The organism is Rhodovulum adriaticum, from assembly GCF_004345735.1.
GTDB classification, from domain to species: Bacteria; Pseudomonadota; Alphaproteobacteria; order Rhodobacterales; family Rhodobacteraceae; genus Rhodovulum; species Rhodovulum adriaticum.
Window position 1 is genome coordinate 1 of the sequence record NZ_SLXL01000019.1, and the last position, 16,209, is coordinate 16,209.

A 16,209-nucleotide genomic window follows, 5' to 3' on the forward strand; every position below is an offset into this window, starting at 1 on the left:
ACGCAGTTCGGACGGATAGGCGGGGGTGAATCTCTGCTTCGTCATAGGGCTCATCCTTTGAGTGTTTTACTCTCCGGTAAACCCGGGGCGGTTCACACCACGCCTTCCGAGAGCTCGAAATGCTCGCCGTGGAACGTCACGCGGGTATTGGCGACGTTGAAGGACAAAAAGCCGTAGGTGTTGGCCGGGTAGAGCGGCAGCTCTGTTCCGGTGTTGAGCGCCCCCAGAAACCCCACCAACTCCCCCGATGCAGCCGACAGCAGGCGCGGCTTGAGCTCGGTAAGCCCCGAGAGGAAGACGTTCACGGCCTCACCGAGGCGCTGCAGGCGTTTGCGGGTCTCCTCCTTCAGTCGGTCCGGCGCGCTGCGGCTCAGGAACGGCAGGAGGCTTTTCGGGGGCGGACGGTGAATGACGGTGAGCGTCAGCGTCTTGTCGCGCAGCCCGCTGGTCTCGAGTTTTGCGCGCCAGCGCCGGTCCACCTCGCCTGCGAAGCTGTCCTCACGGATCGGGTCGAGATCAGGTTTGATGGCCTTGGAGACCTTGTGGACGTAATAGCTGAATTCCGGCCCGAGCTGCGCGACGATGCGGGCAAAAAGCGCCGTCACCTTGTCGAGATAGGCATCGTCGGTCGTGTAGCTGTTGATCCCCTCGAGCCGAATGCAGCGGAAGAGTTCGTTCACCCGGGTCCGCACGGTCTGGTCGTCGACGAGGCTTACATAGGGCAGCATATGCGCGAGGCGGGTCTCGCGCGCATACCAGTCTGGCGTCATTGTGCGGGCATCGAGCGCAGCACCACGGGCGTCATCACGGGGCATAGCTGTCCCCGCCATGGATGGACCTGTTGCGCGTGGGCGGTGTCTCCTGCAGGGCCGTCATCATCACGTCGATGAAACGCGGGTCCCAATCTGCGGCCTTCCACAGCACCGGATAGAGCAGGGCGGCGAAACCCAGCACCGCGATGTGCTGGACCCAGACGAACAAGAGCACAGAGCCGAAGAGCCAGACCATCGCGTACATGATGGGCAGGCCCAGAAGCTTCGGCGGGCGCACGAGGCCCAGAAAGAGGGGCGAGCGTTCAGCCACCGGCGAAGACCGCGGCAACAATGGTGGGAGCGGCGGCAACACCAGCGATGCCCACGAGGACCCAAAGCGCTTGGCGCAGGTCGATGATGTTGAAGAACCAGCTCAAGAAAACGCCGAGGACCGCGAGTGTGGCGATGACCACACCAAGAGGGCCGGTCAGCGCATCGACAATGCCCTGCAACAAGCTCTGGATCGGGGAGAGATCGATGCTCTGTGCAAGGGCGGGCTCGGCAATGAACAGGAATAGCGCCAGCGAGGCGACAAAGAGGTTTGAAATCTGTTTCACGAATTTGATCCTTCCAATCGGGCCACGACGGCCATGACACGGGCCACGTGGTTCTGGGTTTCTCGGTAAGGGGGAATGCCACCGTGTTGGCGCACGGCGTCGGGACCGGCGTTGTAGGCCGCCAGCGCCAGATGCGGATCGCCGAAGCGCTCCAGCATCATCGCGAGGTAGCGGGCAGAGCCGTCGAGGTTCTGTTGAGGGTCACGCGGGTCGACGCCCAGATCACGCGCCGTCGCTGGCATCAATTGACCAAGGCCAATGGCACCTGCACTTGAAATCGCATCCTGCCGGTAGGCGCTCTCAACCTCGATATTGGCTCGATAGAGAGCTAGCCAATCCGTCACGGAAAGCCCCGCGCGACGCAGGCCGGGATGGCCGGCATAGCGCAAGGCCGTGGTCTGAATCCCGGAGAGGACATCGGCGCGGGGCAGGGGAGTCGGGCGGGCAAGGGCCGCGACTTGGACGCCCTCTTGCTCGGCCTCTACCTCGCCGAAGATCGCGATCCCATCGGAGGCCGAACTCTGACCAATCCCTTCATTGTAGTTTCGAGCAAAGCTGCTCTGAGAGCGGGACGGGGTCAGGGAGCCGTCGCTCTCCATGACCAGGACCATTTGCGCTGAGGCAGGTGCTGCGACCAGCCAGAGACAGACGAGGTTAGCTGCCAGCGCCCTTGTCTGATGGGGCTTTGTCTGGCGGCGCAAATTTGTGCGTACGGCTTGTCCCCGCCTCAAGCGGCAGGTCGACATGCGCAAAACCAAGGCCAATGAAGAAAGACACCACGCCGGAGATCGTCTTGAACTCGCGGATCTTGATATCGTTGTAGGTCGTCCGCGTGCGGGCGGTGACGAGGAGCTTTTCCACCCCGTCATCAGAGACAACACGCATGATCCAGACCCCGTAATAGCTGGGGCCTTTCTTGTGTGCCGACTCTTGGCACAGGATTTCTGCGCTATAGCCGCTTTCCACGAGTTCGCGGAACCTGGCTTCCGTAACCACATTTGGTGCTTCGATGTCCCAGTTCATGGCCCGGCTCACGCTTTCTCCAATGGCGCGACCCCAGGCATTCCTACTTGAAGCCCAGAGTTACGATAGTATATTATCAACCGCAAGATGTAATATCGTGCTTTGGCTGTAGTTTGGTTACGCAAACACTAGTCACGGCCAGTGTCCGCGATCAAGGAGATAACAGGTTTGAGAAACCCAAGGTTGACATGCCTGCTCCCATTGCAAGCTATGGCCCTTCTGATCTGCGTTCCTGGGCCGGTTTTGGCGGAATCCTGCTTTGCGCCATCCCGTCCTTTCCTGCCAAGCGATTCGCAGGCCGCGCGGGACTATGCGGATATCATCCGCGGCGACTTCGAAGATTACATTCAGGATATCCAGAGCTACTTCCGTTGCCTCGACGGTGAACGGGCCCGCGCCTTCGAGGAAGCGCGCGAAGTCAGCGAGGAATATGGCCGGTTCCTGCAATTGGTAGGGGATTGATGGGCAACCTCGGGAGCATCAGACTTGCAGCCCATGGAAACCAGACGCCGATAACACCCTCATATATCTACTTTTTAGATAACAGATTTCATCCGCTAGCGACGTCACAAAAGGTATGTGACGCGTGGCAAAGACAATCAGAAGCAAGGGACAAGTGGCACTCTGTCAGGCGTTGGTCGACGCCCGTGTCAAAGCGGGCCTTGGTCAGAAAGACCTGGCAGACAGGCTCAGATGCCACCAGTCCCTTATTGCCCGCCTTGAGAGCGGCCAGCGCCGGGTCGACGTTGTCGAGCTGGTCGTCTTGGCGCGCGCCATCGGCTTTGACCCGTTCGAGGTTCTGGCGATCGTTGAAGCCGCCACGGAGCCCGACCACAGGATTTGAAGCCAATGAATTGTTGAGAACACGGGAACCCACTTTCCCGGTCTGATGATCATTTCCTCATCGAGGACCAGTTAGCCAACATCAAAGAAGCCCGGCGCGCGGTCGTAGTGAACGCTCTGCAACCCCACGCCGCAATTCGCAGCGCCGCAGTGCAGGAAGCCAGTAAACAGTGAACGAAGATAAGGGTGAGGGCGTCGCGATCGCCAATCTGATCGGGACCGATGGGTGCAGTGTTGTTGGTTGGGTTTATCGCTGGAGGACAGGCTCACATGCGGTGATGTGGGACGTCCAAGGGCCCCAGCCGGTATCGGAAACCCGGCCGGATATAAGTGACGAACAGAAGCAAGAAATCGACTTCGATGCGCTGACGAGGATCGGAAGAAGCGACGACGGGTGAACAGAGCGAACCCGCGGTGTTTGCCTAAACGCCAAACAGCATGTGGACCGCGAAGCGTATGCGGTGCGGTCGTGCAAGCCAAAGAAGCCGTCTTCCATGACAAATCTACGTAGCGGCAGGTCAGTAGTTCACCTGCTCGAACCCGTAGTTGCCGTCATAGTCACGCCAATCGACGAAGACGGATCGGTGATAAATGCCAGGGCAATGCTCGCCCCAACGTTCAAGTCCCACATGGGCCTCGGGCAGGGCAGTTATCGAAGATCGCTGCCATGAGAAATCGCCTTGGGTCCCGTAGGTGCCGAGGACCACGGTCGCGCTTCGGTTACAATCCCCATCGCGCCCGGACTCGTGCTGTCGTGCATACCGTACATCGAAGACGCGGATGGACCGCACGAAATTGAACTCTGGCCCGCTGATATCGATGTCCGCGCGGTCCTGAACGAGCCGCAGGGCGAGGTCGGTGGGAACGAGATTATCTACTGGCAAGGATTGAAGCGGTCGACGGCTGTCGGTTCGGTACAAGGCTTCAAAGATGCCGCCAGCGTTGTTTTGTAACCGATCGTTCTCGTAGGAGGCGCCCATGGGACAGCGCCAGATTTGCAGCGGTGGTTCGACCGGCCAAGGTGTAATCCGCCGGATAAATTCGGCGCGGGCTCGGGCGCAAGGGACGGAAGCAGGCCAGCCGCCAGACAGGCACAAGAGGATCGCGCAATCGATCGGGTATGTCTGCGCGCGGGCGGGTATTGGCAGCGAAGAACCTGTCACGGTCAAAGCGACTGCGACCGAGGGGAGGAGCTTCTTGAGTAAATGGCGCATGCTGTGGAGCCTCCGTGATAGGAGTTCAGCATACATACAATAATATACTATCGCAACGCTAAGTATAAAGTCGCATAATGAAGTTTATGTTAACCAACTGGCGCCCTGAGCCGCTAAAACATTACGATTTGATAATGCCCCGGCAAGGGCAGTGCCACCGTACCAAAGTTACTCCTTTGCGAAAGGAGCGACCATGTTCAGAACTTTCGGATTGCTCTTGGGTCTCGCAACTGCTGTAGTTCTTTTGTTTATGGTTTCGAACAGATGCTGTCTTCTGCGAAGGCATCTGATTGAAAGCTACTCTACCTTTCACTTGCCCAGGCGATTGCCGCCTTCATTTCCGCCGGGTCGAACTAACGGAGTTCTGCCGTGGTCAGCACGTCGGCGAACCTGGTTCCCCACTCCAACAAAGCCCCTTCGCCCACCACAGCGACGCGGCGGAAGTCATTCCTATGGGCTGTGTCGATTTTCAGATCTTCGAGCAGAGCGGACGGCCCATCGTAGCCTTCGAACCTCGTGAGATCGAGAACCAGGCCGGGCTTACTTGTCTCTTGCAGGCGCTCATGAAGCAGGGCGTGCATCCGTTTCAGGTCGCTTTCGCTGAGCTTGCCCTCGCAGGCGAGGCCAATCGTGTCGTCATGAGCTGTCAGTGTCTCGGTGAACATGGTTTTCCTCCTCTTTTTCCGGTTTGCCGTGACCGTAAAGGTCAGCGTTTTCGTGTGCGCGGTCTTCGTGCTCAAATTCCAGACTCGAATGACCGATGCTGAAATCGTCCTTCAGCCGGTCCTTGATCGCGGCCTTGATCTTTTCGATTTGACCCCAGCCGTCCGCTGTCAGCACGACGTGGCAGTCCAGAGCCGCCTCGTGCTCCTGCATCTGCCACAGATGCACGTGATGAACGTCCGCGACACCATCCACACCCCGCATCGCCTGAACGACGGTTTCATTATCGATGTCCGGTGGACTGCCGAGCATCAGCGTCCGAATCGGACCGCCGATCTCGGTAAATGCGAGGTAGAGGATGTAGAGAGCGATGCCGATGGTGATCGCCGGGTCGACCCACCGCATGTTGTAGAGGAGGATGAGCGAGCCGCCGATGATGACCGCCACGGAGGCCAAAGCGTCCGATAGGTTGTGCAGGAAGAGCGCACGGATGTTCACGCTGCCTTTCTGCATCGAATAGGTGAGCAGCGCCGTCAACGTGTCGACGACCAGTGCCACACCGCCCAGGATCACCACCGTCCAGCCCTGTACCTCTGGTGGGTCGATCATGCGCATGCCACCCTCGTAGATCAGGTAGAAGCCGATCAGGATAAGTGTCGTGTAGTTGATGAGCGCTGCGACGATTTCTACCCGCCCATAGCCGAAGGTCATGCGCTTGTCCGCCGGGCGGCGAGCGATCTTACGCGCGAAGAAGGCGATCACCAGCGACGCCATGTCCGAGAAATTGTGGAGGGCATCCGCGATCAGCGCGAGGCTGCCGGAAAGGATCCCGCCGACGATCTGCGCGACCGTCAGGAGGCCGTTGGCCCAGATGGCGATGGAGACGCGACGATCACCGGATTGAGGATCGATGTGGGCGTGGCCGTGATCATGCGGCACGGTTCGTCTCCTCATGGCGGTGGTTCGGCCGATCGAATCCGGGGACCGGCGGCAAGATTCCGCGGCGGATGCGGCGAACCCTGGCATTCATCCAGTGACGGATGACGTGGCGATAGAGCAAGTCGCGCACAAATCCGAAGTTCTGGCGGTGATTGACCCATCCGTCGCCCAAGTCCACCTCTACCCAGGAGTGGAGGATTTCGGACGGCGCGAGGGGATAGACGAGTTCCGGAACGACGCCTCTCTGAAGCGCCTTGTGGATTGTGAACCCGTGCAGTCGGCAGCGAACTCCCACGCCACGCAGCAGGGCCATGAGGAGCGTGCCCTTGGTGTTGCACTGCCCGTGGCCATCTGCGAGGACCTCGGACGCCGGAATGTCGTCGGCGCGGTTGTAGCCGAAGGTAATCTCGTTCCTGACGAAATCGTAGATGGCCCCAATTCGGTCGTCGCTGGGAAGGTCTGCCCAGCCGCGCTCCTCGATCAGTTTTGCAATTGAGGTCGCGTCAAAATCCAGCAGCCGGGTTTTGGCCAAATGAGGGTCGGCGGGGTTCACGGGATACCTCCTCGAATCGTTCACGAGAATATGTAGTTGCTACAGTCACTGTAGCTTCAAGCCCCGATTTCAGGCCGAGTCCTTGGTTACCTGATCGTCATTGTGCACCGCCTTGTGGTGTTCACCATGCGCGTCTCTCAGGATTCCGACGCCACCCCAGGCCGCGATGCCGGCGACAATCACGCCCACGACAAGGTCCGGCCAATTCGTTCCGAGCCAGGCTACGAGCCCGCCTGCGACGACGATTCCGAGATTGGCCGCGAAGTCGTTCCAGCTGAACGTATTCGCCGCTCGGATGTTTACGTCTGGATCGCGAAGCCGTGCCAGCAGCCAGACGCAAAGTGCGTTGATGGCCGCCGCTACCAGCGCCATGACAATCATGATCGTGCCAAGAGGATCCGATCCGCCGACGTAGCGGCGCCACGCGTCATACAGGATTCCAAGGGCGAAGAGGATCAGCAGGCCGCCCGAAACGTTCGCCGCTCCGCGCTTCCACTTGGCGGAGCGGGACAGCGCGAAGAGGCTGATCGCGTAGACGAAACTGTCCGACAGATTGTCGAGGCCATTGGCGATAAGCGCGCTTGACTCGCCGAATGCGCCCGAGGCGAAGAAAGCGACTGCCAGCCCGATGTTGAGACCCAGCACGATCCAGAGTGTGCGTCTTTCCGTTGCGTTTCTCTGCTCCGCCATGCCGGGTATCCAAATTAGTGAATTGCCAATGAGTAACTAACACCGGGCTTTTTGCGTTCCGATCAAAGGTCGTCGAAATTGCTCAGGCGCCGATCTCTTCATGGTCGGTCAGGCATTCGGAATGGTCGCGCAGTACCTCGAGCACACGGCAATCAGAAGTCTGTCCGCCGCTGCACTCATGCACCATCCGCTTCAATTCCGTCCGCAGCGCCTCGAGCCGCGCCAATCGTTGCTCGACCTGTTTGAGTTGCCGACGGGCTATTGCATCCGCCTCAGCGCAGGACTTTCCCGGATGATCGCTGAGATCGAGGAGCTCACGGATCGCGTCCAACGAGAACCCCAGTTGCCGTGCGTGCCGGACGAATGACAAGCGGTCGAGTTCGGCGTCGCCATAGCGTCGTTGGCCCCCCTCGGTCCTGCCGGGCTCAGGCATAAGTCCGATCTGCTCGTAATACCGGATGGTCTGCACCTTTGTTCCGGTCTTCTTCGCCAGCGTCCCAATCGTCAGCATTTCCGCTCCCCACATTACCTACAGTGGGTGTAGCTTTATGCGGTGCGCATCACAAGCTTCACCCGAGTTTCACAGATCGGTGATTGTTGGCCGATCGATGACAATCACGCTTGAACCTACAGTAGCTAGAGGATGTAAACGCACACAAAATATAGAATCAGGTTCGGGCGGAGCGGCGTGAGGCTTTCAGGTCTTCAGAAGGTATTGTGGGTGTTGGCGGGCGCGGCGGCGTTCGTTTTCATCTGGCTGTTGCTATGGTCCGACTACCGTGCCGATCTTGCCCGCACCGAGAGTGAACCACCGTTTCTTGCTGATTTCGAACTGACCGATCATCGCGGCATGGTCCAAACGGACGAAGATTTCGCAGGGCGCTGGATGCTGGTCTTCTTTGGCTTCACCAATTGCCCCGACGTCTGTCCGACAACACTGTCCGAAGTCGCGGCCGTGATGGAGGGCCTGGGCGATGAGGCAGCAATGGTTCAGCCGATTTTCATAACGATTGATCCGGAGCGGGATACGCCGACTGCACTTGCCGAGTATGTGCCCCTGTTCGACGCAGGGATCATCGGGCTGACCGGTACACCGGAGCAGATCGCCGCGACATCCGAAACCTTTCCGATATTCTTTGAGCGGATCGAGCAGGCGACTGCGCCGGGCGGATACACGATGGGTCACACGTCGCATCTTTTCCTTTTCGACACGCAAGCAGGCTTCGCGGACTCCTGGCCCTACGGCACGCCCGCCGAAGAGATCCTCGCCGATCTGAGACAGAGGATCTGATCGTCATGACCCGACTTTCCGGAGAGACGGCCCTTGGCCTGGCCTGGATCATCGCGCTCACCGCGTCGCTTGCCGTGCTCTTCATCGGCGAGGTTCTGGGGCAGACACCTTGCGTGCTCTGCTGGTTCCAGCGTGCCTTCATGTTCCCCTTGGCCATCATCCTCGGGCTTGGGCTGTGGTGGCAGGATCGGCGCGTGGGTCGCTACGGGATCGCGCTGGCTTTGGGCGGTGCCGCCGTCGCGCTTTGGCACTTGGGCCTCTATGTCGGCGTTATCCCCGAGCGTATCCAGCCCTGCACGGCGACCGGCCCATCCTGTACCGACGACAATCAACTGGTCTTCGGCATTCCGATTCCTTTGATGGCGCTCGTCGCCTTCGCGATGATCGGTCTGCTGTCGGCTCTCTCACTGAAGGAAACACAAAAATGAAACGACGCGGCCTCATCCTGTCCGTTCTCGCGCTCGGGGTCGCCGGTTTCGGCGGTGCCGCCTGGTATGCCACCCGCCCCGACCCGATTGCCGCGTCCGATCCCATCGACCCTGAAATGGCCGACGCGCTGATCCGACCCTATTCCCCGATCCTCGGGCCCGAGGATGCGCCCGTAACCATCGTTGAATTCTTCGACCCGGCCTGCGAGGCATGCCGCGCTTTCTATCCGGTCGTCGAGGATATCATGGCGGAGCACGGAGACGCGGTGCGCGTTGTAATCCGCTATACGCCTTTTCACGGCGAGGCGTCGGTAGAAGCGATCCGTGTGCTCGAGGCGGCGCGCATGCAGGACGTGTTTGAACCTGTGCTCGAGGCAGTCTTGCGAGAGCAGCCCAGATGGGCGTCTCACGGGACCCCGGCACCCGGATTGATCCTTGAGATTGCAGCAAGCGGAGGTCTGGATGTCGAAGCTGCCCGGACACAGATGCTGGCCCCCGGTGTTGTGGCGGTGCTCAACCAGGACCGCGCCGATGTCGAGACAGTCGGGGTCCGCCAAACGCCCACGTTCTTCGTGAACGGCAAGCCTCTCGATCCGTTCGGTGAGGCCGAATTGCAGAGGCTGGTGGCAGTGGAAGTTGCGGCAAGCCAAAGCTGATTTGCGGAGGCAGGAGAAACGAGTGGTGAAGAAGTTGAGATATACCAATGCATTGGCCGTGCTTTTGACGGTTGCAGGGCTGTCGGCCCCCGCACTGGCCGGTTCGGAGGATGTCGTGGTCGAGAATGCGTGGTCCCGCGCCTCGATCGGCGTCAACAGGCCAGGTGCCGCCTATATGACCGTGCGCAACACGGGTGAAGACGCCGTTACGCTGACCGGACTTGCGACACCGCTGGCAATGATGCCCGAGATCCATGAGTCGAAAACCAACTCCGATGGCGTCAGTTCCATGGCGCCTGCAGGCGAGATCACGATTGAGCCCGGCCAAAGCGTGGCATTGGAGCCGGGCGGGTTGCACGCCATGCTCATGAAGCTGCAAGAGCCGATGACCGAAGGCGAGAATTTCCCGCTGACACTGACCTTCTCGGATGGCGGCAAGGTGACGGTCGAGGTCCCAATCCTCGGAATCGCCGCGCGTGGACCGGAGGGCTGATGCAACGTCGGCAGCTCCTTCTATACGGCGCAGCCGGTGCCGGCGTTCTTGGCCTGACGCTCTTCGTGGGCTGGTGGCGGGTGGACGGGCCCGGTGCGCCTGAACCAAAAGGGCAGCGGCCCCTGCCCCTATCGGCGATGGAGTTCCGGCTGACCGACCACGAGGAAAATGAGGTAGGGCCTGGCAACCTGATCGGTCGTCCCACAATGGTGTTTTTCGGGTTCACCTACTGCCCGGACGTCTGCCCGACGACCCTATCGGATATTTCCGGCTGGCTTGAGGAACTGGGCGACGAAGCATCAGAGATGAACGTGGTCTTCATCACGGTCGACCCGGAGCGGGACACGGTCGAGGCCATGGCCGAATATGTCGGCTATTTTCATCCGGTCATTCGTGGCTGGACGGGGCCGGAAGACCAAATTGCCCGCGCTGCAGAAGGGTTTCGTGCCTCATTTGAGCGCGTCCCGACTGAGGGCGGCGGCTATACGATGAACCATACGGCAAGCGTATTCCTGTTCGATGCCGAGGGTGAGCTCGTCACCATGATCGACTATCACGAGCAAAGAGAATTCGCGGTGCCGAAGATCCAGCGCGCACTGACAGAAGACGTAGAGGGGGCAACATGAAGATAAGAACTGTCTTGGCGGCCGTTGCGGTCGCAGGCGCATTTTCGGTGACCGCCATCGCCATCTCTGGCGTTCTGTCCAAAGAACCGGTGCCCCCTGCGATTGCTGAAGCGACCCTCTGGACTCCCAATCCGCTTGCGCCGCCTCGGATTACCGAAACCAATTCGGTCCGCCCTACACTCGCCCAGGCGGATATCGCATTCGAGTTCAAACCCCGGCCGCTCCTGACCGTTTCCCCCGCTGATACCTCCTTGCCATCTATCGAGCCCCCGCTGGTCACCTGGTCGCGGGAGATTGCGTCCGGCGAGACGCTTGATGCGGTCCTTTCCGATGCGGGGCTGGATGCTTCGGATCGCGCCGAAATCGCCTTGGCGATTGGCACGGAATACGATCTGCGCCGTCTGCGTCCGGGTCACATCATTACGGTGGTTTCCACAACGGACGACAACCCGCGTCGTGTAGAGCTCGCCGTCGAAGACGGTGTCCGGATAGAGGCGGTCTTCGGCGAACAGCTTGCCGCCCGCGTGTTGGACCCGGATCCCGAATTGGTGACTTTCGCCGGCGAGGCGGTGATCGAGAGCTCGATTTTCGCCGCCCTGAACACGGCAGACATCCCCGCCCGTTTTGCGGTGGACCTGGCGCAGATGCTGGGCGGCACCGTGGATTTCCGTCGTGATCTTGCGGGTGGCGAGACGATGCGCCTCCTTTGGCGCGAGGCCCGAGACGGGAACAAGAGGATTGGTCAGCCCGAGCTTGCCTTTGCCGCACTGGATATCGATGGCTCGGTCTATGAAATCGTCTGGCCGAACGACGGCAGCGGCCAAGCGACGATCTATGTCGACGGAGAAGTCCTGCGCGTGTTTGCGCAACCGGTCGAAGGTGCACGGCTGAGTTCTGTGTTCGGGCGCCGCACCCATCCGGTCTACGGCAATGTACGGATGCACACAGGAGTCGACTTCGCGGCGGCGCGCGGCACGCCGGTACAGGCGACGGCGCCGGGCCGCGTTAGCTTCATCGGCCGACGCGGTGGGTATGGCCGGGTCGTCGAGATCGCTCATGGCTCCGACACCCTGACGCGCTATGCGCATCTGAGCGCCGTACCGGACGGGCTCACACAAGGGCAACGCGTGATGGCCGGAGATATGATCGGGCGGGTCGGTGCGACGGGTACCGCGACAGGCCCCAACCTACATTACGAAGTGCTGGTGGACGGTCGCCCAACCGACCCTCTCTCTGACGACCGATTGGCAGAGGCGGCCGAGCGTGAAGCGGACGACACGGCCGCGCTTGAGCGACTGCGTGAGGCGCGTTCACTTCTTGCTGAGAGGCTCGCCAGCGAATTTGCACAGACGACAACCGAAAGGCTTTGATCCATGAAACGATTTACTCCCGCCCTTGCCATCGCATTTGCCTTGCTTCCTGCGGCGCAGGCCGTCGCAGAGGCGATTCAGATCGACGTCCGGAAGACAAACGGCTGCGGCTGTTGCCTGTCCTGGATGAAGCACCTCGAGGAGAATGGCTTCGCGCCGATGGGCGAGGACATGTTCGGAGGATCTCTTGTGCGCTTCAAACTCGACAATGGCGTGCCGCAGCGCATGGTCTCCTGCCATACGGCTTTGGTCGACGGCTATGTGATCGAGGGCCACGTGCCGGCGGCTGACATCCAACGCCTGCTGGAGGACCGGCCAGACGCGGTAGGCCTGGCGGTGCCGGGAATGCCCTACGGGTCGCCCGGCATGGGACCGGAGGACGACCGGGAGGCTTACGATGTCTTCCTGATCCACGAAGACGGATCGACCGAGGTCTACACCAGCTACTCGGCTCCTGACTGAACTCGCGGCAGAACCTTAACAATTGGAACCCCTCTCCCCCATAGCGCTTGGCTTTCTTGGAAGCCTGGCCGCCGGATCGCTGACCGCGGTCGGGGCGGTCCCCGTTCTTTTTGGGCGCATCCCGTCCCGGGCCACGCGCGATCTGCTGCTTGGCTTCGCGGCGGGTGTCATGCTCGCGGCTTCGTTCTTCTCGCTGATCATCCCGGCTCTCGACGCAGCTGAAGGACAGTTCGACAACGGTGCTCTCCCGGCGGCCATCGTATGTGTTGCGATCCTGCTTGGCATGGGCGCGATCGCTCTGATGAACGAACGGCTACCGCATGAACATTTCAAGACGGGGCGGGAAGGTCCCGACGCCGCATCGCTGCGGCGCGTCTGGCTTTTCATCATCGCGATCACTATCCACAATTTTCCCGAAGGGCTTGCCGTCGGCGTCGGGTTCGGGGCTGACGGTTTGTCGGGCGGGTTGCCACTTGCGATCGGTATTGGATTACAGAATGCCCCCGAAGGTCTGGCGGTGGCGGTTTCGTTGCTCGGCGAGGGCTATTCCAGGCTTCGCGCCTGGGGCATCGCCGCTCTGACCGGTCTCGTCGAGCCCGTCGGTGGACTTCTCGGCGCAGGGATTATCAGTCTTTCGCAACCGCTGCTGCCCTGGGGTCTCGCCTTCGCAGCAGGTGCGATGCTCTACGTCATCAGCCACGAGATCATTCCGGAAACCCACCGATCCGGCCATCAGAACAGGGCGACGCTCGGCCTCGCCGTTGGTCTTGTGATCATGTTGTTCCTCGACGTCTGGCTGGGATAAGCTGATGAGAACTTGCCTCTTCGTCGGTCTGCTTGCTGCGCTGATCGCCTTTCTTGTCGATCAGGCAACGAAGGCAATCGTTGTGTCCAATGCGACTGTTCTTAGTTCCGGCGTATCGGTCTTTCCCGGCTTCAATCTCATCTACCTGCGCAATGACGGAGTGACCTTCGGGCTTCTCGGCGGCGCGCCGTGGTGGAGCCTTGTCTTACTGGCGCTTGGCATCTGCGTCTGGCTGGCGTTCATGCTGGTCCGTACCAGCAGCCGGGTCGAGGCCATTGCCTATGGTGCGATCATCGGCGGTGCACTCGGCAATATTCTGGACCGCCTGCGCTATCGTGCGGTGACGGATTTCCTCGATTTCTACATCGGGACGGCGCACTGGCCTGCCTTCAACATGGCCGATGTTTTTGTGGTTGGCGGCGTGATGCTGCTGCTCATTGCGCCGTGGGTTGGCGCTCGACTTCAGACCGATTCATGAAGCCGGGATTGCCGCAGTTCGTTAGTGAGGACCTGAACCTGTTCCAGCGCATGGGTCTTGCCCTTGCTGCCGGCGGATTGACGGTTTTGACTCTTCCGCCGTTTTCTTGGCTCATCGCGGTCCCTGTCGCCTTCTCCGTGCTCTTTATCGTTCTCCGGAACATCTCAACCTCGCGCGCTTTCCTTGTCGGTTGGGCTTTCGGACTGGGCCAATTCGGGATTGGAATTTCCTGGATCGCCGAGAGCTTTTACGTCGATGCCGAACGTTTCGGCGCACTGGCGATTCCGGCGGTCGCGGGTCTGTCCGCCGGACTTGCCATCTTCCCGGGCATGGCGGCGATGCTTTTTGCCGCCATCATGCAGCGCCGAGCTGTCGGCGGCATTGCGGCGGGCCTGCTGTTTGCAACCTGCTGGGTGGCCACGGAATGGCTGCGGGGTCATGTCCTGACAGGGTTTCCCTGGAACCTTGCCGCTTATGCCCTTGTCGACTATGCCGCCCTGCGCCAACCCGCCGCCTGGGTCGGAAGCTACGGTTTGGGCTTTCTCACGGTCTTCATCGGCATATTGCCAGGTGTGTTGACTGTGGCGGCGCCAAAGAGACGCGCGCCTGTTCTCGTGCTCTTCGCCGTTGCTGTGGCGGGTTTCTGGGTTGGCGGTGCGCTTCGGTCAGGGCAGGACGTGCCGCCGACAGACGTTGCTTTGCGCATCGTCCAAGGCAATGTGCCACAAGTCGAGAAGTGGGTACCGGGCAGCCGCCAGCGAACCTTGGAAAAATACCTGGGCTTGTCCGCGCAACCCGGACGTTTCGATTTGCTGCTTTGGCCGGAAACGGCCTTCCCCGGCTTTCTGGACGAAGATGCTGCGGCACGCGCGCGGATATCTGCAGCTTTGCCAGACGGCAGGATCCTACTGACAGGTGCGCCTGACCGAGTGGAGGGCGATGGGGGAACCAGATATTTCAACACGGTTCATGCCTATGACGACAGCGGCGAGGTTCTGACGGGGTATGCAAAACATCATCTTGTTCCGTTCGGGGAATATGTGCCCCTGAAAGGCTGGCTGCCCATCGAGCGGCTGACCGAAGGGTTGGGCGATTTCACGCCGGGACCAGGGCCGCGCACGCTGGCGATCCCTGGCGCGCCTCTGGTCGCGGTGGCGATCTGTTACGAGATCATCTTTCCGGGCCACGTGGTCGATGACCTTTTCCGCCCCGACTGGATATTCAACGCCACAAATGATGCCTGGTTCGGAACCAGCATCGGACCCGAGCAGCACCTCGCCTCCGCGCGGATGCGCGCGGTCGAGGAGGGACTTCCCGTGGTCCGGGCGGCCAACACTGGGATATCCGCGATCATCGACGCCAATGGAAATGTCGTCGCGCGTCTTGATACCGGGGAAACAGGCACCATTGATGCCGGCCTGCCGGGCGCGCGTACTCCAACGCCCTATGCGCGGTTCGGCGACTGGACCTTGTTGGTTCTTGTTTTTGGGTGCTGGGTCTTCGGCTGGCTGGCCAGTTTGCTCGGACGAGATCCCGATGCGCGGCATTTTGGAACGGAGGTATCCTGATGCTTGTGATCGTGAGCGCTATCGGAGGCGCGATCTGGGGTGGCTATCTGGCACGACGGAGGAGGGGGAATCACCTGGATATCCTCCAATATGCGGTAGCGTCTGCGATCGCCTTCGGACTTGTCGCCCTGTTTGCAACCATCGTGCTGTCGCGGGTTCTCGGCTAGCGAGCTTCGAAATTGCGCAAACGTGTCAGCGGCTTGAAGACCTGATAGCTCGAGGTCCCGATAGAGAATCGCGCGAATGTGCATCTAGGCGAGCTCATTTCTGATTGAGCCGTCGCTCGAACGCCTCCAATGTCGTCCCGCTGACGTGATGCTCGATCCCTTCCGCATCGCGTTCCGCGGTCTCTTCGTCGATTCCCAGGCTCAGAAGAAAGGCGACGACGACCCTGTGGCGGCGTCGACAGATCTCCGCGAGGTCCTGCCCGGCATCGGTGAGGAATATCGCGCGGTATGGCTCCCGCCGGACCAGACCAGCAGCCTTGAGCCGCGAGATGTTCTTGGTCACGGTCGGCGGCTTCACGCCAAGCCGCTCGGCGATCTCGACCGGTCTGGCCTCCCCGCGCGTCTCGATCAGTTCCGCGATCAGTTCGACGTAATCCTCCGCCATCTCGCTTTCATGTGCCTGACGCACGGTCGCAAAGCCATCGGCCTGCGCCTCGGGAGCCCGGTCGACCGCTTCGAATGGCTCACGCCCTTGTGATTGTAGCTTTGTCATACTCGGGACTTTGCAGCG

24 protein-coding genes and 1 pseudogene are annotated in these 16,209 nt (G+C 60.6%); 13 read left to right on the forward strand and 12 right to left on the reverse strand.

Annotated features, from left to right (window positions below; genetic code table 11):
- Positions 1–95: 95 nt before the first annotated feature.
- The 5 genes and pseudogenes from EV656_RS15585 to EV656_RS15605 all read right to left on the reverse strand — a co-directional run.
- Positions 96–815: pseudogene (locus tag EV656_RS15585) on the reverse strand (VirB4 family type IV secretion/conjugal transfer ATPase); the annotation flags it as partial.
- Entirely contained in the window at positions 805–1,083 is a 279-nt protein-coding gene (locus EV656_RS15590; protein WP_008282962.1) for a VirB3 family type IV secretion system protein, read from the reverse strand. The pseudogene EV656_RS15585 and the gene EV656_RS15590, both read right to left, overlap by 11 nt.
- Positions 1,076–1,369, reverse strand: coding sequence for a TrbC/VirB2 family protein (locus EV656_RS15595; protein ID WP_008282963.1), 294 nt, complete (start codon positions 1,367–1,369; stop codon positions 1,076–1,078). Before EV656_RS15595 ends, EV656_RS15590 begins: the two co-directional genes overlap by 8 nt.
- On the reverse strand, positions 1,366–1,980 hold the full coding sequence (locus EV656_RS15600; protein ID WP_017469729.1) for a lytic transglycosylase domain-containing protein: 615 nt from the start codon (positions 1,978–1,980) through the stop codon (positions 1,366–1,368). The genes EV656_RS15595 and EV656_RS15600 overlap by 4 nt, the downstream gene beginning before the upstream one ends.
- A 43-nt stretch (positions 1,981–2,023) precedes the next feature.
- Entirely contained in the window at positions 2,024–2,392 is a 369-nt protein-coding gene (locus tag EV656_RS15605; protein WP_008327368.1) for a hypothetical protein, read from the reverse strand.
- A 210-nt stretch (positions 2,393–2,602) separates the two neighbouring features.
- On the opposite strand from EV656_RS15605, the gene EV656_RS15610 reads away from it, so the two are divergent.
- Both EV656_RS15610 and EV656_RS15615 read left to right on the forward strand, forming a co-directional pair.
- The gene (locus EV656_RS15610; protein ID WP_008327366.1) at positions 2,603–2,854 is read left to right on the forward strand and encodes a hypothetical protein; all 252 of its coding nucleotides are present in this window, start codon (positions 2,603–2,605) and stop codon (positions 2,852–2,854) included.
- 124 nt (positions 2,855–2,978) lie between these two features.
- Positions 2,979–3,236 carry a helix-turn-helix domain-containing protein gene (locus EV656_RS15615; RefSeq protein WP_017470289.1) on the forward strand — a complete coding sequence of 86 codons (258 nt, stop codon included), beginning with the start codon at positions 2,979–2,981 and terminating at the stop codon, positions 3,234–3,236.
- A 517-nt stretch (positions 3,237–3,753) separates the two neighbouring features.
- Here the strand turns inward: EV656_RS15615 and EV656_RS15625 are convergent.
- From EV656_RS15625 to EV656_RS15650, 6 genes are all read right to left on the reverse strand, one after another.
- Entirely contained in the window at positions 3,754–4,449 is a 696-nt protein-coding gene (locus EV656_RS15625; RefSeq protein ID WP_173674657.1) for a hypothetical protein, read from the reverse strand.
- A gap of 353 nt (positions 4,450–4,802) precedes the next feature.
- A complete protein-coding gene (locus EV656_RS15630) occupies positions 4,803–5,114 on the reverse strand; it encodes a SpoIIAA family protein (RefSeq protein WP_007803481.1) in 312 nt (103 codons plus the stop codon).
- Positions 5,086–6,051 (reverse strand): cation diffusion facilitator family transporter, encoded by a 966-nt coding sequence (locus tag EV656_RS15635; protein ID WP_007803480.1) that lies wholly within the window; start codon positions 6,049–6,051, stop codon positions 5,086–5,088. Before EV656_RS15635 ends, EV656_RS15630 begins: the two co-directional genes overlap by 29 nt.
- A complete protein-coding gene (locus EV656_RS15640; protein WP_007803479.1) occupies positions 6,041–6,604 on the reverse strand; it encodes a transglutaminase-like domain-containing protein in 564 nt (187 codons plus the stop codon). Before EV656_RS15640 ends, EV656_RS15635 begins: the two co-directional genes overlap by 11 nt.
- 69 nt (positions 6,605–6,673) lie before the next feature.
- Complete coding sequence (locus tag EV656_RS15645; protein ID WP_008327361.1) at positions 6,674–7,294, reverse strand: cation efflux transmembrane domain-containing protein; 621 nt, start codon at positions 7,292–7,294, stop codon at positions 6,674–6,676.
- Between the two features lie 82 nt (positions 7,295–7,376).
- Positions 7,377–7,805 (reverse strand): MerR family transcriptional regulator, encoded by a 429-nt coding sequence (locus EV656_RS15650; protein ID WP_007803476.1) that lies wholly within the window; start codon positions 7,803–7,805, stop codon positions 7,377–7,379.
- Between the two features lie 213 nt (positions 7,806–8,018).
- Here EV656_RS15650 and EV656_RS15655 point away from each other — a divergent pair, with 213 nt between their 5' ends.
- The 11 genes from EV656_RS15655 to EV656_RS16635 are packed head-to-tail and all read left to right on the forward strand — an operon-like array spanning position 8,019 to position 15,638.
- The gene (locus tag EV656_RS15655) at positions 8,019–8,585 is read left to right on the forward strand and encodes an SCO family protein (RefSeq protein ID WP_007803475.1); all 567 of its coding nucleotides are present in this window, start codon (positions 8,019–8,021) and stop codon (positions 8,583–8,585) included.
- Positions 8,586–8,590: 5 nt separating this feature from the next.
- A complete protein-coding gene (locus EV656_RS15660) occupies positions 8,591–9,013 on the forward strand; it encodes a disulfide bond formation protein B (protein WP_007803474.1) in 423 nt (140 codons plus the stop codon).
- Positions 9,010–9,669 (forward strand): DsbA family protein, encoded by a 660-nt coding sequence (locus EV656_RS15665; protein WP_007803472.1) that lies wholly within the window; start codon positions 9,010–9,012, stop codon positions 9,667–9,669. Before EV656_RS15660 ends, EV656_RS15665 begins: the two co-directional genes overlap by 4 nt.
- A gap of 22 nt (positions 9,670–9,691) precedes the next feature.
- On the forward strand, positions 9,692–10,162 hold the full coding sequence (locus tag EV656_RS15670; protein WP_008327335.1) for a copper chaperone PCu(A)C: 471 nt from the start codon (positions 9,692–9,694) through the stop codon (positions 10,160–10,162).
- Positions 10,162–10,788 carry an SCO family protein gene (locus EV656_RS15675; protein WP_007803468.1) on the forward strand — a complete coding sequence of 209 codons (627 nt, stop codon included), beginning with the start codon at positions 10,162–10,164 and terminating at the stop codon, positions 10,786–10,788. Before EV656_RS15670 ends, EV656_RS15675 begins: the two co-directional genes overlap by 1 nt.
- Positions 10,785–12,158 carry a M23 family metallopeptidase gene (locus EV656_RS15680; RefSeq protein WP_132605688.1) on the forward strand — a complete coding sequence of 458 codons (1,374 nt, stop codon included), beginning with the start codon at positions 10,785–10,787 and terminating at the stop codon, positions 12,156–12,158. Before EV656_RS15675 ends, EV656_RS15680 begins: the two co-directional genes overlap by 4 nt.
- A 3-nt stretch (positions 12,159–12,161) precedes the next feature.
- Entirely contained in the window at positions 12,162–12,620 is a 459-nt protein-coding gene (locus EV656_RS15685) for a DUF411 domain-containing protein (protein WP_007803465.1), read from the forward strand.
- 22 nt (positions 12,621–12,642) lie between these two features.
- Entirely contained in the window at positions 12,643–13,425 is a 783-nt protein-coding gene (locus tag EV656_RS15690) for a ZIP family metal transporter (RefSeq protein ID WP_007803463.1), read from the forward strand.
- A 4-nt stretch (positions 13,426–13,429) separates the two neighbouring features.
- Positions 13,430–13,903: a signal peptidase II gene (lspA, locus tag EV656_RS15695; protein WP_007803461.1), complete on the forward strand. Its 474-nt coding sequence runs from the start codon at positions 13,430–13,432 to the stop codon at positions 13,901–13,903.
- On the forward strand, positions 13,900–15,471 hold the full coding sequence (gene lnt, locus EV656_RS15700) for an apolipoprotein N-acyltransferase (protein ID WP_132605690.1): 1,572 nt from the start codon (positions 13,900–13,902) through the stop codon (positions 15,469–15,471). The genes lspA and lnt overlap by 4 nt, the downstream gene beginning before the upstream one ends.
- Positions 15,471–15,638, forward strand: a complete 168-nt coding sequence (locus EV656_RS16635) for a hypothetical protein (RefSeq protein ID WP_007803456.1) — start codon at positions 15,471–15,473, stop codon at positions 15,636–15,638. Before lnt ends, EV656_RS16635 begins: the two co-directional genes overlap by 1 nt.
- 94 nt (positions 15,639–15,732) lie before the next feature.
- Here EV656_RS16635 and mntR read toward each other — a convergent pair whose 3' ends face one another.
- Complete coding sequence (gene mntR, locus EV656_RS15705; protein WP_008327326.1) at positions 15,733–16,191, reverse strand: manganese-binding transcriptional regulator MntR; 459 nt, start codon at positions 16,189–16,191, stop codon at positions 15,733–15,735.
- Positions 16,192–16,209: the final 18 nt, after the last annotated feature.